A 24788-nucleotide genomic window follows, 5' to 3' on the forward strand; every position below is an offset into this window, starting at 1 on the left:
GAGCGTAAGTCCTCGTGACACGTAGATCTGTTCCCGTGCCCGGGATCACCCCCCTGTGGAGTACGGGCGTGACACGATTCCGGCATGTCGGTGGTGTCTTCGGTGCTCGTCCCTTATGCGTCCTACCTGCGGGTGTACGAGCCGCTCGCCGCCTTCCGCGAACCCGAGCGGAGCCACTGGACGCGGTACGCGCGGCGCTCGGAGCTCCCCACGGCGCAGGACGAACTGCGCCGCTCCCTCGCGGATCTCGTTCCCACCCCGCCGGTGGCGGTGCCGGTGCACGAGAGCGCGGACGCCTTCGTCGCGGTGGTCGACGGCGCGATCTGCGTCTGCCCGTGGCGGACCCGGATGCGGGGCTGGCTGGCCATGGGCGAACTGGGGGGTCTGTTTCCGGCCACTGTGCTGGACGCCGTGCTGCCCCCGGTGGTGCGGGGACAGGTGGCGGCGGACTACGAGCGGTGGGCCGAGCGGAACCCGGACGCCCGCCCCTGGATCCGGACCACGGTCTGGCACGTGCCGGTGCGCTGGTTCGTGCTGTTCGACGACGAGGAGCGGGAGTACGTCGCCGCCGGTGCCGGGGTGGAGCGACCGCTGCTGCGGTACCGGACCCCGATGGTGCAGGCGCGCCGTCGGCTGGCCAGGGCGCTGCGGACGCTGCGGGAGACGGTGGACGAAGGGCCGCTCACCGAGGGCCTCGTGGAGGTGGGGCGCTGGCTCGAGGAGTTCCATCCGCGCGCCATGGTCGAGCTGGACTACGGCGGCCTGGTCCACGCCCTGAGCGGCGAGCAGCTCGCCGGGGACCGCTCGGCCGCGGACGTGGCCGAGGGCATCGCGGCGCTGCGCTCCGGGGACAGCGATGCGGCGGGTGTCGCGTACGGGCGTCTGGCCGACCGCTGGCGCGCGGTGCGCGACCTGCAGTCCTCCAACTAGTCCGAAGCGGTGTGAATTGGGCCGCACCGTCGCATAGAGGGGCTTTCCGCAGGGAAGAGACATCCTGTGAGGTGTCCGACATCTGTCGGCGCCGAGGAAGCCGGGCGGAGGTGAACGGGGATGCCATGCGGCGAACTGACGGGCCATGAACCGGCGTCGAGTGTGACGCGTGCGACAGGTGGGACGGGAGTCAACCTGTGGGCGCCGGGACCTACGTCCTGAACCGGGCCTTTGCCTCAAGCGTGACGGACAGCACTAACGGGGCCCTTGCGCCCTTCCCTACTCCTCATGCCAAAATAGGACAAGGAGTCCGGGGAGGACTCTGTCCGCCCAACTATGGGCGGAATGCTCAGCATTGCACGCTATGGGGGGTCTGACGACTTCTGACGACTCCTGTTCGCCCTGTGACTGATCGTTACTGGGGCGTGACTGTCCGCTATGGCATGGTCCATCGGCTTCCGTCGCTGATGAACACCTGGGAGGGCAATTCCATCGGTTTGGCCGACGTGGCTGGACGGATGGTGTAGTTGTAGTGCCGAGGACAAGCCGTTCGTCCTATAACCGACTCGGCCCGCGTCCGCCATTTCGGGCAACGCGGGTCAAGGTGCAGAATTTAGAGGAAAGAACCGAGAAGGTTCGGTTCTCCCGAGGAGGCCGCTCATGACCGCTCGCACCCCTGATGCCGAGCCGCTGCTGACCCCGGCTGAGGTTGCCACGATGTTCCGCGTGGACCCGAAGACGGTCACCCGTTGGGCAAAGGCTGGCAAGCTCACGTCCATCCGCACGCTCGGTGGGCATCGCCGGTACCGCGAGGCAGAGGTCCGCGCACTGCTTGCGGGTATTCCGCAGCAGCGCAGCGAGGCCTGACACACCCCTGTCGCCGCAGCCACAACAGGGCGCTGAAGGGTCCCCCAACCCCCGGCGTCCGCACTCATAGCTCCATACGACGGGTGCCCGCCCCAACGGGTGCCATGCCTGTGACATGCGGGTTCGTCGTTCGATCGCGCTGGACTCCGCCGGGTCCAGCGCGATCTTTTTTGTGCCCGGGGCCGGGAGGTGCTCTCCGCGGGCGGGTCCGCCGGCGCCCGAACGGCTCCCGCTGCTGCCCGAACCTGCCGACGGGTCGGTTTGCGGGAGGTCCTGTGCGACTCCGGGCGGGCCTGTTCGAGGCTGTTCGCCCGGTCCCGGGCGCCGTGGGACAGCTCGGGCGGAACGGTCCGGGATGTACGCCCACGGCAGTGCAATGGCACATATTAAATTCGCCAGTTGTAGGAAGTACGTAAAGTGCCCCCTGCGAAAAACTGGTGTGGTGACTCCCGTCACACCCGTGCGGCCCTGCCACCTACGAGCCTGCCACCGGGTGTGCGTGCCTGGCTGCGGGAGATGGTCATGTCGTGGGGGGACCTTCGTCCCCGGGGCGGATCTCGGGGCGGTCCTCGGGGCGGACCTCCGGGCGGAGTTCCGGGCGCGTCTCCGGCCCGGCCTCCGGTCGGAGGCCGGGAAGGGCCTCGGGGCCGCCCGCCTGTCCTCGGTTCCGTGACGGAGGCAGGTGGGGGAGGGGTGTCGCCCCGCTCCCCGCCGCAGGGGCTCCGGCGGCCGTCTCCGGGGCGCGCGACGGATCGGCCGAGTTGCCGGGCTCGCCGGGCGCGCACGGCGCCTGTGGGGCCGTCAGGGGTTCCATGGCGAGCCGCAGCAGGCGGTGGCAGATCGGACAGTGCCGGGTGAGGTGGCGGTAGCCGGAGGCGGCCGCCAGGTGGGCGCGCAGCAGCGCGCGGGTCTCGTGCCTTTCCGTGGGCGCAGACATACGTGCGGCCTCCCGGTGGACCCGGCCGCCCCGGGCCGAGGGAAACAGGGGCGGACTCCGTCCTACGGAGTTACCCGCGGCGGACGCCGGCGTCAAGACGAACGAAAGCCCGGATCCAGGGGATCCGGGCTTTCGTTCACTGCGGTCCTGACGGGATTTGAACCCGCGGCCTCCACCTTGACAGGGTGGCGAGCACTCCAAACTGCTCCACAGGACCAGGTTTTCGCTTCCGGCCTTGCGGCTGGCTGCGAAGACAGACTCTACAGGAGGTCCCGGGGCAGGTCGAACTCACTCACCGTGCGGACGTCACTACGGCCCGGTGGAGGGCCGGTTCACGGTGCGGCCGCGTCGATCGCCTTCACGATCCGCTTGTCGGAGACGGGCTGTGCGGTGCCCAGTGCGTGCGCGAAGTAGCTCACCCGGAGCTCCTCGATCATCCAGCGGATGTCCAGGACCTCCTGGGGCACGGGCCTTCCCTGCGGCAGCTGTTCGAGCAGCCAGGCGTACTCGTCCTGCATCTCGTGGACCTTCTCCATGCGCGTGGTGTCGCGCTGGACGTTCGTCGGCATCTGCTGCAGCCGGCGGTCCTCGGCGACGAGGTAGCGCATCAGGTCGGGCAGTCTGCGCAGTCCGGTCGCGGTGACGAACCCGGGCGGTACGAGGCGGGCCAGGTGGTCCCGTACGTCCGTCACGTTGTTGATCAGGACCAGGCTGTTCGTCGACTTCAGGCGGCGCTCGCAGGCCTGCCAGGCGGCCAGGATCTGCTGCACCTGGCCGATGGTGCGGACGGTGAGGTCCACGAGGTCGGCGCGGACCTTGTCGTACAGCTTCCGGAACGACGCCTCGTCCCAGGCCGGGCCCCCGTGCGCGGCGATCAGCCGGTCGGCCGCCGCCGTCGCGCAGTCGTCGAACAGCGCCTGGATGGAGCCGTGCGGATTGCGGGACAGCGCCAGCTTCTGCTGGTTGGTGAGCTTGTCCGAGGCGAATTTGGCCGGATTCACCGGGATGTTCAGCAGGATCAGCTTCCGCGTTCCGCGCCACATCGCCTGCTGCTGCTCGGCCTCCGTGTCGAAGAGCCGTACGGCGACGGTCTCGCCCTGGTCGGTGAGGGCCGGATACGCCTTCACCGGCTGGCCGGCCCGCCGGGTCTCGAAGACGCGGTTCAGGGTGCCGATGGTCCAGTCCGTGAGGCCCGAACGCTCGATGGACTCGCCCGACGGCCCCGCGGTGGCCGCGGCCGCCTTGGAGAGGGCCTGGCGGGCCTTGGGGCGCAGCTGGATCTTCAGCGCGTCCAGGTCCTTGTCCTCGGCCACCTTGCGGCGCCGTTCGTCGGTGATCCGGAAGGTGATCTTCAGGTGGTCGGGGATCCGTGACAGGTCGAAGTCGTCGGCCGTGACCGGGACGCCGACCATCCGCTGGAGCTCGCGGGCGAGCGTGAACGGCAGGGGTTCCTGGAGCGGGACGGCCCGGTCGAGGAACTTGTCCGCGTAGTTCGGCGCGGGGACGTAGTGCCGGCGGATCGGCTTGGGCAGCGAGCGGATCAGCTCGGTGACCACCTCTTCGCGCAGGCCCGGGATCTGCCAGTCGAAGCCCTCGGAGGTGACCTGGTTGAGCACCTGGAGCGGGATGTGGACGGTCACACCGTCGGCGTCCGCGCCCGGCTCGAACTGGTAGGTCACCCGGAACTTGAGCTTCCCCTGCCGCCAGGAGTCCGGGTAGTCGTCCTTGGTGACGGCCCCGGCCTTCTCGTTGATGAGCATCGAGCGCTCGAAGTCGAGCGCGTCCGGCTCGTCGCGGCGCTTGTGCTTCCACCAGGAGTCGAAGTGCGCCCCGGAGACGACGTGCTCCGGGATCCGCCCGTCGTAGAAGTCGAAGAGCGTCTCGTCGTCCACGAGGATGTCGCGGCGCCTGGCGCGGTGCTCCAACTCCTCGACCTCGCCGAGCAGTTTGCGGTTGTCATGGAAGAACTGGTGGTGGGTGCGCCAGTCGCCCTCGACCAGGGCGTTGCGGATGAACAGATCGCGCGACGCCTCCTGGTCGATACGGCCGAAATTGATCTTGCGCTGGGCGACGATCGGCACTCCGTAGAGCGTGACCCGCTCGTACGCCATCACCGCTGCCTGGTCCTTCTCCCAGTGCGGCTCGCTGTAGGTCCGCTTCAGCAGGTGCTCGGCGAGTGGCTCGATCCACTCCGGTTCGACCTTCGCGTTGACGCGTGCCCACAGCCGGGACGTCTCGACGAGCTCGGCCGACATCACGAAGCGCGGCTGCTTCTTGAAGAGCGCGGAGCCCGGGAAGATCGCGAACTTGGCGCTGCGCGCGCCCAGGTACTCGTTCTTCTCGGTGTCCTTCAGGCCGATGTGCGACAGCAGCCCGGCCAGCAGCGAGGTGTGCACCGCCTGCTCGGGCACGCCCTCGTCGGCCCGGGGCTCCTCGACGGCGATGCCCATCTGCTTGGCGACCGTACGGAGCTGCGCGTAGATGTCCTGCCATTCCCGGATCCGCAGGAAGTTCAGGAACTCCTGCTTGCACATCCGGCGGAAGGAGGACGAGCCGCGCTCCTTCTGCTGCTCGCGGACGTAGCGCCAGAGGTTCAGGTACGCCAGGAAGTCGGAGGTCTCGTCCTTGAAGCGGGCGTGGTTCTGGTCGGCCTGCGTCTGCTTCTCCGAGGGCCGCTCACGCGGGTCCTGGATGGAGAGCGCCGCCGCGATGACCATGACCTCGCGGGCGCAGCCGTTCTTGTCGGCCTCGATGACCATGCGGGCGAGGCGGGGGTCCACCGGCAGCTGCGAGAGCTTGCGGCCCAGCGGGGTGAGCCGCTTCTTCGGATCCTTCTCGTCCGGGTCGAGCGCGCCGAGCTCCTGCAGCAACTGGACGCCGTCGCGGATGTTGCGGTGGTCCGGCGGGTCGATGAAGGGGAACTTCTCGATGTCGCCGAGGCCGGCCGCGGTCATCTGGAGGATGACGGAGGCGAGGTTGGTCCGCAGGATCTCGGGGTCGGTGAACTCCGGACGGGTCAGGAAGTCGTCCTCGGAGTACAGCCGGATGCAGATGCCGTCCGACGTACGGCCGCAGCGGCCCTTGCGCTGGTTGGCGCTGGCCTGCGAGATCCGCTCGATCGGCAGTCGCTGGACCTTGGTGCGGTGGCTGTAGCGGGAGATGCGGGCGTTGCCCGGGTCGATCACGTACTTGATGCCGGGGACGGTCAGGGAGGTCTCCGCGACGTTCGTCGCCAGGACGATCCTGCGTCCGGTGTGGCGCTGGAACACGCGGTGCTGCTCGGCGTGCGAGAGGCGTGCGTAGAGGGGGAGCACCTCGGTGTGTCTGAGGTTGCGCTTGTTCAGCGCGTCCGCCGTGTCGCGGATCTCCCGCTCACCGGAGAGGAAGACGAGGACGTCGCCGGGGCCCTCGTGGTCCAGCTCGTCCACCGCGTCGCAGATCGCGGTGATCTGGTCGCGGTCGGAGTCCGAGGAGTCCTCCTCGAGAAGGGGGCGGTAGCGGACCTCCACCGGATACGTACGCCCGCTGACCTCCACGATCGGCGCCTCGCCGAAGTGCTTGGCGAAGCGCTCCGGATCGATGGTCGCCGAGGTGATGACGACCTTCAGGTCGGGGCGCTTGGGCAGCAGCCGGGCCAGATAGCCCAGCAGGAAGTCGATGTTCAGGGACCGCTCGTGCGCCTCGTCGATGATGATCGTGTCGTAGGCGAGGAGCTCGCGGTCCGTCTGGATCTCGGCCAGCAGGATGCCGTCCGTCATCAGCTTCACGAAGGTCGCGTCCGGGTTCACCTGGTCGGTGAAGCGCACCTTCCAGCCGACGGCCTCGCCGAGCGGGGTCTTCAGCTCGTCGGCGACGCGCTCGGCGACGGTGCGTGCCGCGATCCGGCGGGGCTGGGTGTGCCCGATCATGCCCCGGACGCCGCGCCCCAGCTCCATGCAGATCTTGGGGATCTGGGTGGTCTTGCCCGAGCCGGTCTCACCCGCGACGATCACGACCTGGTGGTCGCGTATCGCCTCCAGGATGTCGTCCTTCTTCTGGCTGACCGGAAGCTGTTCCGGGTACGACAGGGCGGGAATCCGCGCGGCGCGTCCCGCGAGCCGCTCGGCCGCCTTCCCGGCCTCGGCCGAGATCTCGTCCAGCACGGACTGGCGGGCCTCGGGCTTGCGGATGCGGCGGGCACCCTCGAGGCGGCGGCCGAGCCGGTGCGCGTCGCGGAGCGAGAGCTGCCCGAGCTGGGTCTGGAGATCGGCGAAGGAAGTAGACATACGGATCCCAGGATCTCACCCGGGCGCGAGGAGTGGCGAACGTATTTCACCCGGGCCGCGTCAGGCGTGTCCCGGAGGGCTCCACCCCCGGGCCGGTGGTCACGGAACGGTACGAAGTCGTCACAGCACGTACCATTCCGGGCAACCGACCACCCGTCCCGTACAAGGCGGTCCCATGTCCCGGGAGATACCCGCTCCCGCCGAACGCTCCGCGCAGGGGGCGCCGGCGGGCCCCACCCTCCGCTCTCCCCTCGTACGCCCCGCTCGCCCCCACGCACCCGCACGGAGCGCCGCATGACCACGCCCGCCCGCCGCCCCTCACCCTCCGCGAAGGAGCCGTCCTCCCTGAGGAAACCGCTGCTCTTCGGCCTCGTCGTCGTGCTCGCCGCCGGGCTGCTCGGCTTCGTGTCCTACCGGGCGACCGCCCCGGACGCACCCGCCTCCGACACCCCGGCCGCCACGGCCACCGGACCGGACCCGGACGTCTACCGGGAGCTGGCGGAGCTCGCCCGGCGCGACCCGGGCGACAAGCTGGCACAGGGGCGCGCCGACGCCCCGGTCGTCCTGATCGAGTACGCCGACTTCCAGTGCGGCTACTGCGGGAAGTTCGCCCGGGACACCGAACCCGAACTGATCAGGAGGTACGTCGACGACGGCACCCTGCGCATCGAGTGGCGGAACTTCCCGATCTTCGGCACGGCGTCCGAGGCGGCCGCCCGCGCCTCCTGGGCGGCGGGGCGGCAGGACCGCTTCTGGGCCTTCCACCGGGCGGCCTACGCCGAGGACGCCAAGGAGAAGGGGTTCGGCGCGGACCGTCTCAGGGCCCTCGCCCGCCAGGCCGGCGTGAAGGACCTGGACCGCTTCACGCGGGACGCCGGCAGCGCGGCGGCCACCGAAGCGGTCACGGAGGACCGGGATCAGGCGTACGGCATCGGGGCCACGTCCACCCCGTCCTTCCTCGTCAACGGCCGTCCTCTGGCCGGAGCCCAGCCCATGGCGGTCTTCACCCAGGCCATCGAAGCGGCGGCGGCGGAGGAAGCGAACGTCGGGAACGCCGGGGACCCCGCGAAGTGACCCCGGACATCGGTTACTTCGCCGCCCTGCTCGGCGGCCTGCTCGCCCTCGTCAGCCCGTGCAGCGCCCTGCTGCTCCCGGCCTTCTTCGCCTACAGCGTCGACTCGGCCGCACGGCTCCTCACGCGTACGGGAATCTTCTACGCCGGTCTCGCCACCACCCTCGTCCCGCTCGGGGCCGCCGGCTCCTACGCCGGCCGGCTCTTCTACGGACACCGGGACGCCCTCGTCCTGGGCGCGGGCTGGCTGATCATCGGGCTGGGGGTGGCCCAGATCGCCGGGCGGGGCTTCGCCTCCCGGCGGATGACGGAGCTCAGTGGCCGGATCCGGCCCACGAAGGCCTTCTCCGTCTACGCCCTCGGCGCGGTCTACGGGCTGGCGGGCTTCTGCGCCGGACCCGTCCTCGGCAGCGTCCTCACGGTGGCAGCCGTCAGCGGCAGCCCCGTCTACGGGGGGCTCCTGCTCGCCGTGTACGCCCTCGGCATGGCCGTCCCGCTGTTCGTGCTCGCCCTGCTCTGGGACCGCTTCGACCTCGGGCGGAGGGCCTGGCTGCGCGGCCGGCCGCTGCGCGCCGGGCGCTTCGAGGTGCACAGCACCTCGCTGCTCTCCGGCCTCTTCTTCGCCGGCCTCGGGGTGCTCTTCCTCGTGTACGACGGGACGACCGCGCTGCCCGGACTCCTGGACGTGGACGCCTCGTTCGCCGTGGAGGGATGGGCCCGGCGCGTGGGCGAGCGGGTGTCGGACACGGCGGCGCTGGGGGCCGCGGTGGTCGTGGTGCTGCTGATCCTCGCGGTGCAGGTGTGGCGCAGGCGTTCCGGCCGGAAGGAGGAAGAGGCGGTCTGAGGACGGCCGGACGCGCCGGAGCACGACGAAGGCCCCGTCCACCGGACGGGGCCTTCGGGTGGTGGCTGGGGCCGGGATCGAACCGGCGACCTATCGCTTTTCAGGCGATCGCTCGTACCAACTGAGCTACCCAGCCACGCAGCTCATACGGGCTGCAGCGGTCCTGACGGGATTTGAACCCGCGGCCTCCACCTTGACAGGGTGGCGAGCACTCCAAACTGCTCCACAGGACCAAGCTAATGTGCGAGACAAGTCTCGCACACGGTAAAGCGTGCCCCCAACGGGATTCGAACCCGTGCTACCGCCTTGAAAGGGCGGCGTCCTGGGCCACTAGACGATGAGGGCTAAGGGCCCACCTGCGCGCTTTCCAGCGCGTCGGGGACGTGAGAAGCATATGGGATGCGGGGAGGTATCGCCAAAACGGTTTACGGGGAGGTCGTCGAGACGCTCGGCGAAGGGGACGGACTCTTGAGGTTCTCCTCCGGGAGATGGCGGCTGACCTCGGCCGTCGTGAGGCCCAGACCGCCGAGGGTGATCTCGTCCCAGGCCTGCAGATGCCGGGTGGAGCGGTCGAGATAGAGCACCGAGGCGCGCACCTTCTCGGGCTTCTCGTTCTGCACGGCACGCAGTCCGCCGCCGCCCGCGGAGCCCTCGACCTTCAGCCGCGTCCCCAGCGGCAGCAGTTCGTTCACCCGGTGGTGCACATGGCCGGCCAGGACCAGCGGAACCGTTCCGTCCGTCTCCCGTGCCGCGTTCGGGTCGTGGGCCACCGCGATGTCCACGGGGGTGCCCGCCCGCTTCTGGTCGCGCAGCGCCGAGGCGAGGCGCATGCCCGCCAGCTGCTCCGCCGCCTTGCCGCCGGTGGGGCGCGTGCGGTCCGGGGTGAACTGGGGGTCCCCGGTGCCCGCGATGCGCACCCCGGCCACGGTGACGGCCTTCCCCTCGTCCAGGACGTGCACGTTCTTCATCTTCTCCAGGTAGGCCTGGGTCTCCTTCGAGTCGTGGTTCCCCCGCACCCACACGTAGGGAGCGCCGAGGTCGCGGGCCGGGTCGAGGAAGCCGTTCTCCGCAGCCGTCCCGTGGTCCATCGTGTCCCCGGAGTCGATGATCACGTCGATCTCGTACTGCTCGACGAGCGAGCCGATGATGTGCCAGGCGGCCGGGTTGAGGTGGATGTCGGAGACCTGCAGGACGCGGATGGTCGCCGGGTCCGGCTTGTACACGGGGAGCGTGGACGTGGCGTCGTACAACTTGGTGACGTTGGTGACGAGCCTGGCCAGCTCCTGCTGGTAGACGTCGAACTCGGTGACGATCGACCGGGCGTCACCCACGACCGAGGGGGCGCTGGAGAGCAGCCCCGAGAACTTGGGCTCCAGGACGGACTTCGGGTTCCAGGTGGCGTACGCGCTGACGCCCGAGGCGGCCAGCAGCGCCAGGGCCAGGCCCCCGGCGGCCAGGGCGCGGCGCGGGCGCCGGTAGACGACGAGGCCGAGGGCGGTGGCGCCGGAGACCACGGCCACGCAGGAGCGGACGGCCAGCTCCCGGGTGCCGGCGGCGACGTCGTGGGTGACCTCGTCCTGGAGACCGGAGAGGCGCTCGGGGTGCTTCACCAGGGCCTGCGAGCGCTCCGGGTCCAGCTGGTCCACGTCCACGTCCAGGCGCACCGGGGCGTGGTGGGAGTCCAGCTCCAGGGCGCCGAGCGGTGACACGTTGATCTTGGTGCCGCCGCTCACCGACGGCCGCAGCGTCATGGTCGTGTCCATGGGACCCACCGGCGTACGCACGCTGCCGACGACCAGGAGCCCGAGCCAGGCGCCCAGGACGACCACGGCCAGCAGACCGAGCGCGCGCTTCCAGGGGTGCGTGGCGGGGACGAGCCCGCCGGCGGGGGCGGTGGTGCGCGGGCGACGGAGGCGGCGGACACGGGCGGCTGCGGCGTGGAACGGGCGTGCCATTGGGCGCGTATGCCCCGTTCGGGCGGCGCGCATGCGGGCGGGGGCGGCGTTGTGGGCCGGGCGGGTGCCCCGGAGGGCGGGTGCGGCCCGCCCCTTCCCGCCGGAGGTACGTGACAATGGCGGGGTGCTGGAGATGACGCGCGAGGAGTTCGAAGAGCTGGTGAGCCTGGCTCTTGACCGGGTCCCGCCGGAGCTGATGCGGCTGATGGACAACGTCGCGGTGTTCGTGGAGGAGGAGCCGGAGGACCCGGAGGACCGGGAGCTGCTCGGTCTGTACGAGGGCACGCCGCTCACCGAACGCGGTGAGTGGTACGCCGGGGTCCTGCCGGACCGGATCACCGTCTACCGGGGGCCGACCCTGCGGATGTGCGAGACCCGCGAGGACGTGGTCGCCGAGACGGAGATCACCGTGGTCCACGAGATCGCCCACCACTTCGGCATCGACGACGAACGGCTGCACGAGCTGGGCTACGGATGACCGGCTCCTGGCGGGTCCTGGCGGCGGTCGCGGCCGGCGGAGCCGTGGGGGCCGTGGCGCGTCACGCGGCGACGCTCGCCTGGCCGGCCCCGGAGGACGGTTTTCCCTGGGTGGTCCTCGGCGTCAACGTCACGGGCTGCGCCCTGATCGGCGTGCTGATGGTGCTGACCGTCGAGCGGGGGACGGTCACCCGTCCGCTGGTGCGGCCGTTCCTGGGGGTCGGGGTGCTCGGCGGGTTCACCACCTTCTCGACGTACGCCGCCGGCGTCGCCCGGCTGCTGGTACGTCAGGAGGTGCTGACGGCCATGGCGTACGCGGCGTCGACCACCGTGGCGGCGCTCGGCGCGGTGTGGGGGGCCGCCGTGCTCACCCGGACCCTGGTGGACCGGCGGGGGCGTACGGCGTGAACTGGCTGCTCGTCCTGGTCGGGGGCGCCGTCGGGGCGCCGCTGCGGTATCTGACGGACCGTGCGGTGCGCGCGCGGCACGGCGCGGGGCTGCCGTACGTCTTCCCGTGGGGGACCCTGGCCGCCAACGCGGCGGGAAGCCTGCTGCTCGGGCTGCTGACGGGGGCCTCGGTGTCCGACCCGGCCTTCGCCCTGCTGGCCACCGGCCTGTGCGGGGCGCTGACGACGTATTCGACGTTCTCGTACGAGACCCTGCGGCTGGCCGAGACGGGGCGTGGTTTCCTCGCCGGGGCCAATGTCCTGGTGTCCCTGCTGGTGGGGCTCGGGGCGGTGTTCCTGGGGGCGGAGCTCGCGGGCGGCCCGGGGGGCGCCGGCGGGTGAGCCGGCCGGGCAGCGCGAGTGCCGGTGTCGTGGTGGGGCGTGTCCCCGGCGGGTGCGGGGGAGTTGGACACATCGCTCTCCCGTCCCCGTCTCTCCTCCCCGGAGGTGCCACCCCGTGCGCCAGTTGTCCGCCCGCGTCCGCTGGGCAGCCGTCACCGCGCTGACGATCGCCGCGTCCACAGGCTGTGTGAGCGTCGGCGACGACGCCGGGAAGCCGTCTCCCTCACGTTCCGCGGACCAGGAGGGTGCCTCGGCGCGGCCGGGCGGCGGCACCGTGTCCGGTTCCGGCAGCGGCCGGTCCGGTTCCGGCGGCGGCCGCGCCGAGGCGCAGTCCGACCGGGGCTCCTCCCGCAAGCCGGACGCCAAGGCCTCGGGGCGGGCCCCGTCGGCCGGTGCCGAGGACGCCCGGCCCGCGCCCGGGGAGCCGGGTACCCCGCGACCGACCCTGGGCGGCCCTCCGCCCACCCTTGAGCCCAGCGCTCCGGGCCCGGGTGAGCCGCCGCCCCCGCCGGTCACTCCGGAGGCGCCTCCGCCCTCGCCGGAGCCCGAGCCCTCGCCCCCGCCGGAGCAGCCCTCGGCCTCGCCGGCCGCGCAGTTCCGGACGGACGCGATGGGGGCTCCGGGGCGGGTCGAGGTGTGGCCCACTCCGCGGGTGTCACCGCAGGTCGCGCCGGTGTGAGCGCGCTCCGGACCAGCCCGGTTTGCGCGAAGGGGGGGAGGGTGCGTATGGTAGTAGATCGTTTGATCCTATGCCCGGCGCCGACACAGAAGAGCGCCGTGTGGCGCGTACTCTCCCTTGCCGTGGCTGGACCGCATTGAGGCGGTCGAAATTGCGAAAACACGGAGTTACGGGCGCGTGCCGAGACTCCGGAAGGTTTCGCATTTCGCATGTCAATTTCCAGTTCTGACCACACCGTCATGCCCGAGAGCACCGAGAACGTCGAGCTCATCGAGGTTGTCGAGGCCGCCGAGGCCGTAGTCGCCGAGGCCCCCGAGGCCGTAGTCGAGGAGACCTCCACCGAGGCCGCCGACGCCGAGCCGACCATCTCGTTCGCCGACCTGGGCCTGCCCGAGGGCATCGTCCGCAAGCTCGCGCAGAACGGTGTGACGGCCCCCTTCCCGATCCAGGCCGCGACCATCCCGGACGCCCTGGCCGGCAAGGACATCCTGGGCCGCGGCCGTACCGGCTCCGGCAAGACCCTCTCCTTCGGTCTGCCGACCCTGGCCGCGCTGTCCGGCGGCCACACCGAGAAGAAGAAGCCCCGCGCGATCATCCTCACGCCGACCCGTGAGCTCGCGATGCAGGTCGCGGACGCGCTGCAGCCCTACGGCGACGTGCTCGGCCTGAAGATGAAGGTCGTCTGCGGCGGTACGTCGATGGGCAACCAGATCTACGCGCTGGAGCGCGGTGTCGACGTCCTCGTCGCCACCCCGGGCCGTCTGCGCGACATCATCAACCGTGGCGCCTGCTCCCTGGAGAACGTCCAGGTCGCGGTCCTCGACGAGGCCGACCAGATGTCGGACCTGGGCTTCCTGCCCGAGGTCACCGAGCTGCTCGACCAGATCCCCGGCGGCGGCCAGCGCATGCTCTTCTCCGCCACCATGGAGAACGAGATCGGCACGCTCGTCAAGCGTTACCTGAGCAACCCGGTCACCCACGAGGTCGACAGCGCCCAGGGCAACGTCTCGACCATGTCGCACCACGTCCTCGTCGTGAAGCCGAAGGACAAGGCGCCCGTCACGGCCGCGATCGCCGCCCGCAAGGGCCGCACGATCATCTTCGTCCGCACCCAGCTGGGCGCCGACCGCATCGCCGAGCAGCTCATCGAGTCCGGTGTGAAGGCCGACGCGCTGCACGGCGGCATGACGCAGGGTGCCCGTACCCGCGTCCTCGAGGACTTCAAGAAGGGCTTCGTCAACGCCCTCGTCGCCACCGACGTCGCCGCCCGCGGCATCCACGTCGACGGCATCGACCTCGTGCTGAACGTGGACCCGGCCGGCGACCACAAGGACTACCTGCACCGCTCGGGCCGTACCGCCCGCGCCGGCAAGTCCGGTGTCGTCGTCTCGCTGGCGCTCCCGCACCAGCGCCGTCAGATCTTCCGCCTCATGGAGGACGCGGGCGTCGACGCCTCGCGTCACATCGTCCAGGGCGCGGGCGTCTTCGAGCCCGAGGTCGCCGAGATCACCGGTGCCCGTTCGCTGACCGAGGTCCAGGCCGACTCCGCGAACAACGCGGCCAAGCAGGCCGAGCGCGAGGCCGCCGACCTCACCAAGCAGCTGGAGCGCGTCCAGCGCCGTGCCGTCGAGCTGCGCGAGGAGGCCGACCGCCTGGTCGCCCGTGCCGCCCGCGAGCGGGGCGAGGACCCGGAGGCAGCGGTGGCCGAGGTCGCCGCCGAGGCGGAGGCCGCCCTGGTGGCCGCCGCGTCCGTGCCGGAGCAGCCGGCGGCCCGCGAGGACCGTCGTGACGAGCGCGGCAACTACGGCCGTCGTGACGACCGGGGCGGCGACCGCGGTGGATACCGCGGTGGCAACGACCGTGTCGGCGAGCGCAGTGGCCGTCCCGCCGGCAGCAACGGCTACCGGGGCAGCAGCGACCGTCCGTCGTTCCGCGGGAGCAACGACCGCCGCGAGGACCGTCCGGTGGGCGGTGGGTTCCGCTCCGGTGGCGGCGACCGTCGTGACGACCGGGGTGGCCGTTCGTTCGAGCGTCGTGACAACGACCGCCCGTCGTTCAACCGCGACCGTCGTGACGACCGTCCGTCGGGCGGTTCGTCCGGTGGCTTCCGCTCCGGTGGCGGCGACCGTCGTGACGACCGGGGTGGCCGTCCGTTCGAGCGTCGTGACAACGACCGCCCGTCGTTCAACCGCGACCGTCGTGACGACCGTCCCTCCGGTGGCTTCCGCTCCGGTGGCGGCGACCGCCCGTTCAACCGTGACCGTCGTGACGACCGCCCCTCGGGCGGCTTCCGCTCCGGTGGCGGCGACCGCCCGACCGGCCGTCGTGACGACCACCGCGGTGGCACCGGCACGGGTACCGGCACCGGCACCTTCGGCCGCCGCGACGACAAGCCGCGCTGGAAGCGCAACGGCTGAGTCCCGCTGACCCCCTGAGCAACCCCCGGGGCCCGTACAACACTTCGGTGGTGTACGGGCCCCGGGGCGTTTCCGGGCAGCCCCCGAGGGCATCGCTGGGGGCATGACAAACGACGAAGCCGCTGTGGCGGCACCACCGCCGGACGCACCCGCTCCCACGACGGACGAGGAGCGGCTGGCCGAACTCGGCTACACCCAGGTCCTCGCGCGCCGGATGTCCGCCTTCTCCAACTACGCGGTCTCGTTCACGATCATCTCGGTGCTCTCCGGCTGCCTGACGCTGTATCTGTTCGGCATGAACACCGGTGGTCCCGCCGTCATCACCTGGGGCTGGGTCGGTGTCGGGCTGATGACGCTGTTCGTCGGCCTGGCGATGGCCGAGATCTGTTCGGCGTACCCGACGTCCGCGGGCCTGTACTTCTGGGCCCACCGCCTGGCCCCACCGCGCTCGGCCGCGGCGTGGGCCTGGTTCGCCGGCTGGTTCAACGTGCTCGGCCAGGTCGCCGTCACCGCCGGGATCGACTTCGGCGCCGCGTCCTTCCTCGGGGCGTACCTGAACCTCCAGTTCGGCTTCGAGGTCACGCCGGGCCGTACGATCCTGCTCTTCGCGGCGATCCTGATCCTGCACGGCCTGCTGAACACCTTCGGCGTCGGCATCGTCGCCGTCCTCAACAACGTCAGCGTCTGGTGGCACGTGGTCGGGGTGGCCGTCATCGTGGGGGCGCTGACCTTCGTGCCGGACTCGCACCAGTCGGCGTCGTACGTCTTCACCGAGTTCGTCAACAACACCGGCTGGGGCAGCGGCTTCTACGTCGTCATGATCGGCCTGCTGATGGCGCAGTACACCTTCACCGGTTACGACGCCTCCGCCCACATGACGGAGGAGACCCACGACGCGGCCGTGGCGGGCCCGCGTGGCATCGTGCAGTCCATCTGGACGTCGTGGATCGCCGGTTTCGTGCTCCTGCTGGGCTTCACCTTCGCCATCCAGTCCTACGACGGTGCCCTGAACTCCGCGACCGGGGCCCCTCCCGCGCAGATCCTCCTGGACGCGCTCGGCGCCACCACCGGCAAGCTCCTGCTGCTCGTCGTGATCGGTGCCCAGCTCTTCTGCGGGATGGCGTCCGTGACCGCGAACAGCCGCATGATCTACGCCTTCTCGCGCGACGGGGCGCTGCCCTTCTCCCGCGTCTGGCACACGGTCAGCCCCCGCACCCGCACACCCGTCGCGGCGGTCTGGCTGGCGGCCCTCGGCGCCCTGGCGCTCGGCCTCCCGTATCTGATCAACGTCACCGCGTACGCCGCCGTGACGTCCATCGCCGTCATCGGGCTCTACATCGCCTACGTCATCCCCACACTGCTCAGACTGCTGCGGGGCGACGACTTCGTCCGGGGCCCGTGGCACCTGGGCCGCTGGTCCCGGCCCATCGGCATCGTCGCCGTGGCCTGGGTCGGGGTGATCACGGTGCTCTTCATGCTGCCCCAGGTCGCGCCGGTCACCTGGGAGAGCTTCAACTACGCCCCCCTGGCGGTCCTGGTGGTGCTCGGCTTCGCCGCCGTCTGGTGGCTGGTCTCCGCGCGCCACTGGTTCCTGAAACCCGCCGAGCCCGCGCACAAGGCCGCGACGACGGACGATTCCGCCGGCTGACCGCCCCGCTCCGGGCGCGACGGGGCCCGGCACCCGATACCCGATCGGCTGCCGGGCCCGGTGCGGCTATGCTCGGGGTGTGATCCAGCAGGGGCCGTTAGCTCAATTGGTCAGAGCAGCGGACTTTTAATCCGTTGGTTGTGGGTTCGAGTCCCACACGGCCTACCTGGTGCAGGGAGGGGAGACATCCTCCGACCTGCTGCTGAGCGCCTCGACCGGCTTCGTCCGGCCGGGGCGCTCTGTCGTTCGCGCCCTCGTGCGTGAGCGTACGGTCCGACCGCACGTGCCGTCGGCGGTCCGCCCATGGCCGTCGGCTCTCCTGCTCCGTGGGGTTCGTCCGGCACCAACACACGCTCACCATCCCCACCATGACCGACGGACCGACCTGAGTTCTCAACCGACCGGTGCGGCATGCTTCGCGGGCCGACCCCGGCTTTCCTGTGGGCTTCTCCGCCGTTTGTCCGACGGCTCCCTGTGGCGCCCCCCTCCATCGCGCGCACAATGGGAACTCAGGGCCACTGATCGGGGGATACACGAGTGAAACTCTCAGGTGTGAGCGTGTAATGCCCGGCCGTGGCCCCTCGCAACCGTGTGAGGCGGAGTGCTATGGACACCACCACCAGGGCCGCGATCGTGGCCGCGCTCGCGGCCGGATATGTCGTCGGCAGGACGAAACAGGGGAAGCTCGCCCTGAGTGTCCTCGCCCTTGCCGCGGGTAAATCACTCGATCCCAAGAGCCTGATCGACGAAGGATTCAAGAAACTTTCCGAGAATCCGCAGTTCGCCCAGCTCGGCGAGCAGGTCCGGGGGGAGCTGCTGACGTCAGGGCGAGGAGCCTTGTCCGAGGTGACCAACCGAGGTGTCACGTCCTTGAGTGAGGTCCTTCAGCAGCGGATGCTTTCGCTGACCGGTGCGCCGGACGACGAAACGAAGGACGAGGACACCGAGGAGCAAGGCGAGGACCAGTACGCCGAGGACGAGGAAGAAGAGCCGGAGTACGACGAGGAATGGGAAGACGAAGAGGAAGAGGAAGAGGAACCGTCTGACGACGAGGCCACGGAAGAAGAAGAGCCGGAGCCGTCGCGTCCCTCCTCCCGTCATTCCAAGAAGCGGACAAGGCCCGAGAGGCCCACCGACAGGAAGCCGGGGCCGAAGAATCCCCCCGCGAAGAGGGCGATGGCACGAAAGGCTGCGGAGAGGAAGCCAGGTCCCAAGAACCCTCCGGCGAGAAAGGCAATGGCGCGTAAGGCGGCACGTGAGTCGGCCGAGAAGGAGGACTCGCCACGGCGGGGCGGGACGCGGGCCGCCCGCCGTAGGGACCGAGGGTGACTCGAGTCGAGGGGGCGTGGCCATGGGATCTTGGCTGAAGGGGCTTCCCGAGTTGCTGACGGCTGCGGAGACAGCGGCACCGGCGGATGCCGTCGACGTGTTCGGGGAGGATCTGCGGCGGCGTTTCGGGGCCACGGACGTCTCCTTCCTGATCGTGGACCTGACCGGCAAGGCGGTGGCACGACTGTCCACCGGCGGCGCCCCGGGGACCGGTGGTGAAGCGGAGCGCATCCCGTTGCTCGGCAGCGTCTACGAACAGGTGATCCGCACCCAGCGGCCGTATCAGGAAGCGACCGGGCAGGGGCACAGGGTGATCACCCCGGTGACCAATCGCGGGGATGCGATCGGGCTGCTGGACGTCACGCTCCCGAGCCACCCTGACGAGACCGTGGTGAACGCCGTTGCGGAGGCCGCCCACGTCCTGGCCTACGTCGTGATCGCCAACGGGCGTTTCACGGACCTCTACACGTGGGGCAAGCGTACGAGGCCCCCCACTCTCGCGGCGGAGATCCAGTACCAGCTGCTGCCACAGTCACTCTCGTGCGAGGGTGCGCAGTTCACCCTGTGCGGCAATCTGGAACCTTCCGAGGAGCTCAGCGGGGACACCTTCGACTACGCCCTCGAACGCGACACCCTGCACCTGTCGGTGACCGACCCCATGGGCCACGATCTCGCCGCGGCTCTCGCCGCCACCGTCCTGGTGAACGCCCTGCGGGGGGCCCGCCGTGCCAGGGCCGGCTTGGCCGAGCAGGCCCACCGGGCCGATCAGGCGCTGTTGGACCACGGCCGAGGTCACGCCACCGGGCAACTGCTGCGCATCGACCTCCACACCGGGCGGGCACAGCTCGTCAACGCCGGTCACCCATGGCCCCTGCGTCTGCGCGACGGGACGGTCGAGGAGATCCCCTGCGAGGTGGACCAGCCCTTCGGGCTGTCCGTGGTCGCACCCCACCACTACAGGGTCCAGGACATCGACCTGCGTCCCGGTGACCGCGTACTCATGGTCACGGACGGCATGTTTGAACACCATGGGGAGGACGTCGACCTCCCGGCCCTGCTGAGACGGACCCGCACCCTGCACCCGCGGGAGACCGTGCTGACGCTGGCCTCCGCGGTCCGGGAGGCCGCGGGGGGCGTGCTCGAGGACGATGCCACGGTGATGTGCCTGGACTGGCACGGCACTCGGGAGACGCAGCGACACGTCAGCTCCGGTGCGGACACAGGGCAGGCCTCAGCCGGCCGCACGTGGTGGCAGCCGTACTGATGCCGGTCCTCGACGGTCCGGCCGGTGGCCGGCAGCGGGCGGCTTCCGGCGACAGGGGCCGATGAGTTCCCGGGGCGCGGAGAGTCTGTCCCCACGGACTCCGTGGGCAGATGTCGCGGACAGATGCCGTGGACGGTCATGGGAGGAAGTCGTGGGAGATGTCTGGCCGATGGTCCACGCGGAGCGCGCGGCGCTCCTCCATGACCTCGAAGGCCTCGACGACCGTCAGTGGGAGGAGCCGTCGCTCTGTGAGGGGTGGACGGTGCGCGACGTGGTCGCCCACCTGACGGACACGGCGCGGACGACACGCCTGGGTTTCCTGGTGGGTCTCGCCCGGGCGGGGTTCGACTTCGACCGCCAGAACGCCCGCGGTGTCGCGCGCGAACGTGGTGCCTCGCCGGCGGAGACGCTGGAGCGGCTCCGCCGCGTCGCGACCCGTACGTCGACCCCGCCGGCGCCCCTCGACAGCCGACTGGTCGAGGAGATCGTGCACGGCGAGGACATCCGCCGGCCGCTGGGGCTCGCCCGCTCCTACCCGGCCGAGGCCGTCGTCAGATCCCTGCGGCTGCAGGCCCGGACTCCTGCCTCCTTCGGCGGGGCCAAGGAGCTCGTGTCCCGCGTCCGGCTGACGGCCGCCGACGGAGAGGTCTCGATCGGGGAAGGCCCGGAGGTGAGCGGGCCGGTGCTCTCGCTGCTCCTCACCGTCTCCCGCCGACGGGTGGCACTGGACGACCTCGACGGGCCGGGGGTCGCCGTGCTGGCTGCGGCGCTCTGACGATCCGGCCACCCCGGGCGGGGCGGCCGCATCGGTGGACTCAGGGCCGCGGCCAGGGACGGCCGCCGATACGCTCGATGTCCGAGTTGAAGCGGCGCAGGTAGCCGGCGAAGGCGGAGATGTCCTCGTCGGGCCAGTCGGCCATGACGCGCTCCAGCGAGGTGACCATGCCCTCGCGTTCCGCGTCGAGGGTCCTGGCGCCCTCCTCGGTGATGCGGAACTTGCGGGCCATGCCCCCGTCCGGATCGGGGATGCGCTCCACGAAGCCGGCGCGCATCACCGCGGCGGTCTGCCGGTTGAGGGTGGAGACGTCGAGGTCGAAGGCCTCGCTGAGCTCACCGACGGTCATGGGGCCCTGGATGCGGATGCGGCTGAGCAGGACGTACGCGCTGCGCTCCAGGAGGCCGTCCTTGCGGCGTCCCTTTCTCTGGTTCAGGAGCCCGTGGCGGCTGAGGAGCATCTGCTCGTACTCGACCTCGTGCGTTGCCCTGTTCATGCGCGGGCACCTCCTGCTTCCTGCCGGGCGAGGCCGGTGTCTCGTCGTGCGTGCTGACCTCATCGTATGGTCACGAAGGAGTGCATGGGGCACACGATGTGCATGATGCAATAAGCATGTACGATGCCAAGTCTGCCACCGACAGATAGCCGAGGACTCCCGATATGGACGCCCCCCAGCCCCCAGCCCGCGCAAGCGGTGTGATCACGACGCTGGCGCTCGCCGGCACGGTCGCAGCGGTCATGCAGACGCTGGTGACCCCGCTCATAGCCGAGCTGCCGCGGATCCTGGACACCTCGTCGTCCAACGCGGCATGGGTGGTCACCGTCACCCTCCTGGTAGCCGGTGTGTGCGTGCCGGTCACCGGCCGGCTCGGCGACCTCCTCGGCAAGCGGCGGATGCTGTTGGCCTGCTCGGTCCCGCTGGTCGTCGGCTCCGTGGTGTGCGCCCTGGCCTCCTCCGTGGTGCCGATGATCATCGGCCGGGGCCTCCAGGGCATGGGCATGGGCATGGTCCCGCTGGGCATCGCGCTGCTGCGTGACGTGGTCCCCGCCGAGAAGCTCAGCGGCTCGATCGCCCTGGTCAGCGCCTCCATGGGCATCGGTGGCGCCCTCGGCCTGCCGATCTCGGCCGCCGTCGCCGAATACACGAGCTGGCGCGTGCTGTTCTGGGGCTCCGCCGCCCTCGCGCTGATGATCGCCGTGCTGATCTGGTCCTTCATCCCGGACGTTCCGGCCGGCGCCAAGGGGCAGCGCTTCGACGCGCCCGGCGCGATCGGGCTCGCCATCGGCCTGGTGTCCCTCCTGCTGGCCATCTCCAAGGGCGCCGACTGGGGCTGGGGTTCGGGCACCACGCTCGGCCTGTTCGCCGTCGCCGTCGTGGCGCTCGGCACCTGGGGGTTCTACGAGCTGCGCACCCGTGACCCGCTGGTCGACCTGCGGACCACCGCGCGCCCCCGCGTGCTGCTGACCAACATCTCCTCGATCCTCGTCGGCGTCGGCATGTACTCCTTCATGCTCATCGCCCCGCAGCTGCTCCAGTTCCCGGAGGCCACGGGGTACGGCCTCGGGCAGTCGATGCTGGCCGCCGGTCTGTGGATGGCCCCCGGCGGCGTGATGATGATGATCGTCTCCCCGCTCGGAGGGAAGCTGATCAACGCGCGCGGCCCCAAGATCGCACTCGTCCTCGGCGCGCTGGTGATCTCCCTGGGCTACGGCCTCTCCCTGGCCCTCATGGGCTCCGCCTGGGGCCTGATGATCGTCGGTATCGTCATCAACAGCGGCGTCGGCCTCGCCTACGGCGCCATGCCCGCCCTGATCATGAGCTCGGTCCCGCTCTCGGAGACCGCCGCAGCCAACGGCTTCAACACCCTGATGCGTTCGCTGGGCACCACCATCGGGTCCGCCGTCATCGGTGTGGTGCTGGCGCAGATGACCACCGACCTCGGCGGTTTCTCGCTCGCCTCCGAGGACGGCTTCCGCGTCGGCCTGACGATCGGCTGCGGAGTGGCGCTCGTCGCCGCCGCCGTCGCCGCGTTCATCCCGGGCCTGGTCCGTCCCGCAGGGGACGGTGACAAGGCCGGCCCCGCCGCGTCGGACAAGGTCGTGGTCGAGGCCTGACCACGGCCTGCACGAGAGCCTCGGCCGTTACGGCCCGCACGAGCGCCCCGACCTGATCACGAAGTACACGAGCGCCCCGACCGGTTCGACCGGCCGGGGCGCTCGTGCGTCCCCGCCCGGGCGCCCCGGCCTTCCGGCCGGGGCGCTTCGGCGTGTCCGGGCCCAAGAACTTTCTGCTGCACGGGCATTGACCGTGGGAGTGGGCCGACTTACGTTCTTCGCGTTGTCCTTCGTATGTCATATATGAGACGCGATATGAGAGCCGAGCGCCGCATGCAGCCAGCCCCGAGTCCTCTCCCCGGCCGCCCCCGGCGCCGAGGGAGACGCTGAAGGCCCCCCACCGCCGCCTCCGAACGTCATCGCCCCCGCACGGCTTCACGCTGCGGCACCCCGCTGCCCGGCGCCCGCCGGTGAGCACTCAGAGAAGAGAGCCGACCATGGTCAAGCCCCGCAACAGCCGTCTCGCCGCCGCGATATCCCTGGTCTCGGCCCTGGCCCTCACGGCCACCGCCTGCGGGGACGACGGCAGCGGCATCGCCGGTGCGAAGGGTGCCGAGGGCTCGGGCACCGGGAAGATCGTGTTCTGGGACGAGAACGGCGGCGTCCGTACGGCGATCTGGAAGGAGATCATCGCCGACTTCGAGAAGGCGAACCCGGACGTCGACGTGCAGTACGTGGGCATCGCCTCGACCGAGGCGCAGTCCAAGTACGACACCGCCATCCAGGGCGGCGGTCTGCCGGACGTCGGCGGCGTGGGCGCGGCGATGGTCGCCGGGATCACCGCGCAGGACGCACTGGAGCCGCTGGACGACCGGATCGCGGACAGCTCGCTCAAGGGCAAGCTCAACGAGGCGATGCTCGAGAACGTGAAGAGCGCGGCCGGCCGGGACGAGACGTACACGGTGCCGATCTCCGCCACCAACGGCGTCCTCTACTACCGCACGGACCTGTTCGAGAAGGCCGGGCTGGGGGAGCCCGACACCTGGGACGAGTTCTACAAGGCGGCGGCGAAGCTGACGGACCAGCAGAAGAATCGTTTCGGCTACACCATCCGCGGCGGCCCGGGCTCCATCGCCCAGGCCCTGGACGCGATGTACGGGCAGTCGGGCATCACGTCCTTCTGGGACGAGTCCGGGACGAGGACGACGGTCAACGACCCGAAGAACGTCGCGGCCCTGGAGAAGTACGCCGGCCTGTACAGGAAGGCCACCCCGGAGGCCGACCTCAACAACGACTTCACCAAGATGGTCGCCCAGTTCGACTCCGGCTCCATCGCCATGCTCAACCACAACCTGGGCTCCTACCAGGACCATGTGAGCGCGCTCGGCGTCGAGAAGTTCCGCGGTATCCCGCAGCCCGAACTGGCCGACGGTACGCGGGTGATGGTCTCCAACCCGGTCTCCGGCCTCGGCCTGCTCAAGTCGTCCGAGAACAAGGCGGCGGCCTGGAAGTTCATCGAGTTCGCCGCCTCCCACGCCTCGAACTCCAAGTTCAGCGAGTCCGCGGGCCTCATCCCGGCCAACAAGGAGGCCGCCGAGGACCCCTGGCTCGACAAGGCGGAGACCACCGCGCTCGGTGCCGAGGCGCTGTTCTCCGGGGACACCAGGATCGTCCAGCTCCCCTACTACCTGCCGGACTGGAACACCCTGTCCAAGGCCGACAGCGAGTCGGGCTTCCAGAAGGTCCTGCTCGGCAAGACGAGCGCCGAGGACTTCCTGGACTCCTTCGCCGAGGACCTCGACGAGGCCCAGGCGGAGTGGAAGGAACAGCAGGGCTGACGGCACCTGGTCGCACGCCCGTGAGCCCGCACGCATGCACGTACGCACCCGCCCCGGACCGCCGGTCCGGGGCGGGCCGGGTGCACGGGGGCCCGCCCCGTCCTCAGTCCAGGCCCTCCTCCCGCAGTTCGTACATCAGGAGGAACGTCCGGTAGGTCTCGGGGGACACGTCCTGGCAGATGTCCGGCCGCTCGGTCCACGTCGACAGGTTGTCCAGAGCCCTCCGGCAGGCCGCCTCGGTCTCCGCCTCGGTGGGGATGTTCGAGAGGAACGCGGCGATCAGCAGGGCCACCGCGAGGACGATCACGCCGATACGGATGCGCATGGCCGTTCAACGACCGTGCGCCCGCGGCGGTCACTCGGGGCCGGTCACGGCCCACCGCTCATTCGGGTTCGTCGGTGAGCGGCGGCAGGTCGGGCTCGATGAACAGGCCCGCGTACTGAGGCGTGGGCAGGGGGGCGGCGATGCGGGTGTCGGTCGCCGCGGCCGCGGAGGTGCTGTCGGGGCGCCGCGTCGTCGTGCGGGCAGGCATGTCGGTCATCTCAGGTGTCCTGTACGTCGGTGTGCGGTGAGAGCCCTGTGACCGAGCCGCTGCGGTGAATGCCGGACTGGTCCGACCGGTGGGGCTACGAGGTGCCGCCGCCGGT

The 24788-nt window shown here is 70.6% G+C and carries 21 protein-coding genes and 5 tRNA genes; 16 read left to right on the top strand and 10 right to left on the bottom strand.

From position 1 onward, the window contains the following. Positions 1–84 precede the first annotated feature (84 nt). Positions 85–930 carry a hypothetical protein gene (locus OG488_RS19870; RefSeq protein ID WP_329231042.1) on the top strand — a complete coding sequence of 282 codons (846 nt, stop codon included), beginning with the start codon at positions 85–87 and terminating at the stop codon, positions 928–930. A 660-nt stretch (positions 931–1590) separates the two neighbouring features. Then, positions 1591–1797 (top strand): developmental transcriptional regulator BldC, encoded by a 207-nt coding sequence (gene bldC / locus OG488_RS19875; protein WP_003949541.1) that lies wholly within the window; start codon positions 1591–1593, stop codon positions 1795–1797. Positions 1798–2317: 520 nt separating this feature from the next. Here the strand turns inward: bldC and OG488_RS19880 are convergent. From OG488_RS19880 to hrpA, 3 genes are all read right to left on the bottom strand, one after another. Further along, positions 2318–2734 carry a DUF6274 family protein gene (locus OG488_RS19880; RefSeq protein WP_329231044.1) on the bottom strand — a complete coding sequence of 139 codons (417 nt, stop codon included), beginning with the start codon at positions 2732–2734 and terminating at the stop codon, positions 2318–2320. A 142-nt stretch (positions 2735–2876) separates the two neighbouring features. Further along, positions 2877–2951, bottom strand: a tRNA-Asp gene (locus OG488_RS19885). Positions 2952–3066: 115 nt separating this feature from the next. Beyond that, positions 3067–6999 (bottom strand): ATP-dependent RNA helicase HrpA, encoded by a 3933-nt coding sequence (gene hrpA, locus OG488_RS19890; RefSeq protein ID WP_329231046.1) that lies wholly within the window; start codon positions 6997–6999, stop codon positions 3067–3069. A gap of 294 nt (positions 7000–7293) precedes the next feature. Between hrpA and OG488_RS19895 the strand changes: the two genes are divergently transcribed. Further along, positions 7294–8073 (top strand): DsbA family protein, encoded by a 780-nt coding sequence (locus OG488_RS19895; RefSeq protein WP_329231048.1) that lies wholly within the window; start codon positions 7294–7296, stop codon positions 8071–8073. Further along, a complete protein-coding gene (locus OG488_RS19900; protein ID WP_329231049.1) occupies positions 8070–8915 on the top strand; it encodes a cytochrome c biogenesis CcdA family protein in 846 nt (281 codons plus the stop codon). Before OG488_RS19895 ends, OG488_RS19900 begins: the two co-directional genes overlap by 4 nt. 59 nt (positions 8916–8974) lie before the next feature. Here OG488_RS19900 and OG488_RS19905 read toward each other — a convergent pair. The 4 genes from OG488_RS19905 to OG488_RS19920 form a co-directional block, all read right to left on the bottom strand. Further along, positions 8975–9051 (bottom strand) — tRNA-Phe (locus tag OG488_RS19905). Between the two features lie 22 nt (positions 9052–9073). Next, positions 9074–9148, bottom strand: a tRNA-Asp gene (locus OG488_RS19910). 39 nt (positions 9149–9187) lie between these two features. Then, positions 9188–9260: transfer RNA gene (locus OG488_RS19915), tRNA-Glu, on the bottom strand. 80 nt (positions 9261–9340) lie between these two features. Beyond that, positions 9341–10870: a metallophosphoesterase family protein gene (locus tag OG488_RS19920; protein ID WP_329231051.1), complete on the bottom strand. Its 1530-nt coding sequence runs from the start codon at positions 10868–10870 to the stop codon at positions 9341–9343. 124 nt (positions 10871–10994) lie between these two features. On the opposite strand from OG488_RS19920, the gene OG488_RS19925 reads away from it, so the two are divergent. The 10 genes from OG488_RS19925 to OG488_RS19970 all read left to right on the top strand — a co-directional run bounded on the left by OG488_RS19925 (position 10995) and on the right by OG488_RS19970 (position 20247). Continuing rightward, positions 10995–11348, top strand: coding sequence for a metallopeptidase family protein (locus OG488_RS19925; RefSeq protein WP_329231053.1), 354 nt, complete (start codon positions 10995–10997; stop codon positions 11346–11348). Beyond that, positions 11345–11755: a fluoride efflux transporter FluC gene (locus OG488_RS19930; protein WP_329231055.1), complete on the top strand. Its 411-nt coding sequence runs from the start codon at positions 11345–11347 to the stop codon at positions 11753–11755. The genes OG488_RS19925 and OG488_RS19930 overlap by 4 nt, the downstream gene beginning before the upstream one ends. Beyond that, positions 11752–12135, top strand: a complete 384-nt coding sequence (locus OG488_RS19935) for a fluoride efflux transporter FluC (RefSeq protein ID WP_329231056.1) — start codon at positions 11752–11754, stop codon at positions 12133–12135. Before OG488_RS19930 ends, OG488_RS19935 begins: the two co-directional genes overlap by 4 nt. A gap of 115 nt (positions 12136–12250) precedes the next feature. Next, on the top strand, positions 12251–12814 hold the full coding sequence (locus OG488_RS19940; RefSeq protein WP_329231058.1) for a hypothetical protein: 564 nt from the start codon (positions 12251–12253) through the stop codon (positions 12812–12814). Between the two features lie 239 nt (positions 12815–13053). Then, the gene (locus OG488_RS19945) at positions 13054–15231 is read left to right on the top strand and encodes a DEAD/DEAH box helicase (RefSeq protein WP_329231059.1); all 2178 of its coding nucleotides are present in this window, start codon (positions 13054–13056) and stop codon (positions 15229–15231) included. 103 nt (positions 15232–15334) lie between these two features. Then, positions 15335–16879 (top strand): amino acid permease, encoded by a 1545-nt coding sequence (locus OG488_RS19950; protein ID WP_329231061.1) that lies wholly within the window; start codon positions 15335–15337, stop codon positions 16877–16879. Between the two features lie 91 nt (positions 16880–16970). Beyond that, positions 16971–17044: transfer RNA gene (locus tag OG488_RS19955), tRNA-Lys, on the top strand. Positions 17045–17485: 441 nt separating this feature from the next. After that, positions 17486–18208: a histone protein gene (locus OG488_RS19960; RefSeq protein WP_329231063.1), complete on the top strand. Its 723-nt coding sequence runs from the start codon at positions 17486–17488 to the stop codon at positions 18206–18208. Between the two features lie 22 nt (positions 18209–18230). Next, positions 18231–19472: a PP2C family protein-serine/threonine phosphatase gene (locus OG488_RS19965; protein WP_329231065.1), complete on the top strand. Its 1242-nt coding sequence runs from the start codon at positions 18231–18233 to the stop codon at positions 19470–19472. A 169-nt stretch (positions 19473–19641) separates the two neighbouring features. Then, positions 19642–20247 (top strand): maleylpyruvate isomerase family mycothiol-dependent enzyme, encoded by a 606-nt coding sequence (locus OG488_RS19970; protein WP_329238828.1) that lies wholly within the window; start codon positions 19642–19644, stop codon positions 20245–20247. Between the two features lie 40 nt (positions 20248–20287). Here the strand turns inward: OG488_RS19970 and OG488_RS19975 are convergent, their stop codons facing one another. After that, a complete protein-coding gene (locus OG488_RS19975; protein ID WP_329231066.1) occupies positions 20288–20743 on the bottom strand; it encodes a MarR family winged helix-turn-helix transcriptional regulator in 456 nt (151 codons plus the stop codon). Positions 20744–20907: 164 nt separating this feature from the next. Here OG488_RS19975 and OG488_RS19980 point away from each other — a divergent pair, with 164 nt between their 5' ends. Next, on the top strand, positions 20908–22362 hold the full coding sequence (locus OG488_RS19980) for an MFS transporter (protein ID WP_329231069.1): 1455 nt from the start codon (positions 20908–20910) through the stop codon (positions 22360–22362). Positions 22363–22799: 437 nt separating this feature from the next. Continuing rightward, positions 22800–24140: an ABC transporter substrate-binding protein gene (locus OG488_RS19985; protein ID WP_329231071.1), complete on the top strand. Its 1341-nt coding sequence runs from the start codon at positions 22800–22802 to the stop codon at positions 24138–24140. A gap of 103 nt (positions 24141–24243) precedes the next feature. On the opposite strand, the gene OG488_RS19990 is transcribed toward OG488_RS19985, so the two are convergent. Together OG488_RS19990 and OG488_RS19995 are read right to left on the bottom strand one after the other, a co-directional pair. After that, complete coding sequence (locus OG488_RS19990; RefSeq protein WP_329231073.1) at positions 24244–24465, bottom strand: hypothetical protein; 222 nt, start codon at positions 24463–24465, stop codon at positions 24244–24246. A 58-nt stretch (positions 24466–24523) separates the two neighbouring features. Beyond that, on the bottom strand, positions 24524–24682 hold the full coding sequence (locus tag OG488_RS19995) for a hypothetical protein (RefSeq protein WP_329231075.1): 159 nt from the start codon (positions 24680–24682) through the stop codon (positions 24524–24526). Positions 24683–24788: the final 106 nt, after the last annotated feature.

This window comes from Streptomyces sp. NBC_01460, assembly GCF_036227405.1.
In the GTDB taxonomy this organism is placed as follows: domain Bacteria; phylum Actinomycetota; class Actinomycetes; order Streptomycetales; family Streptomycetaceae; genus Streptomyces.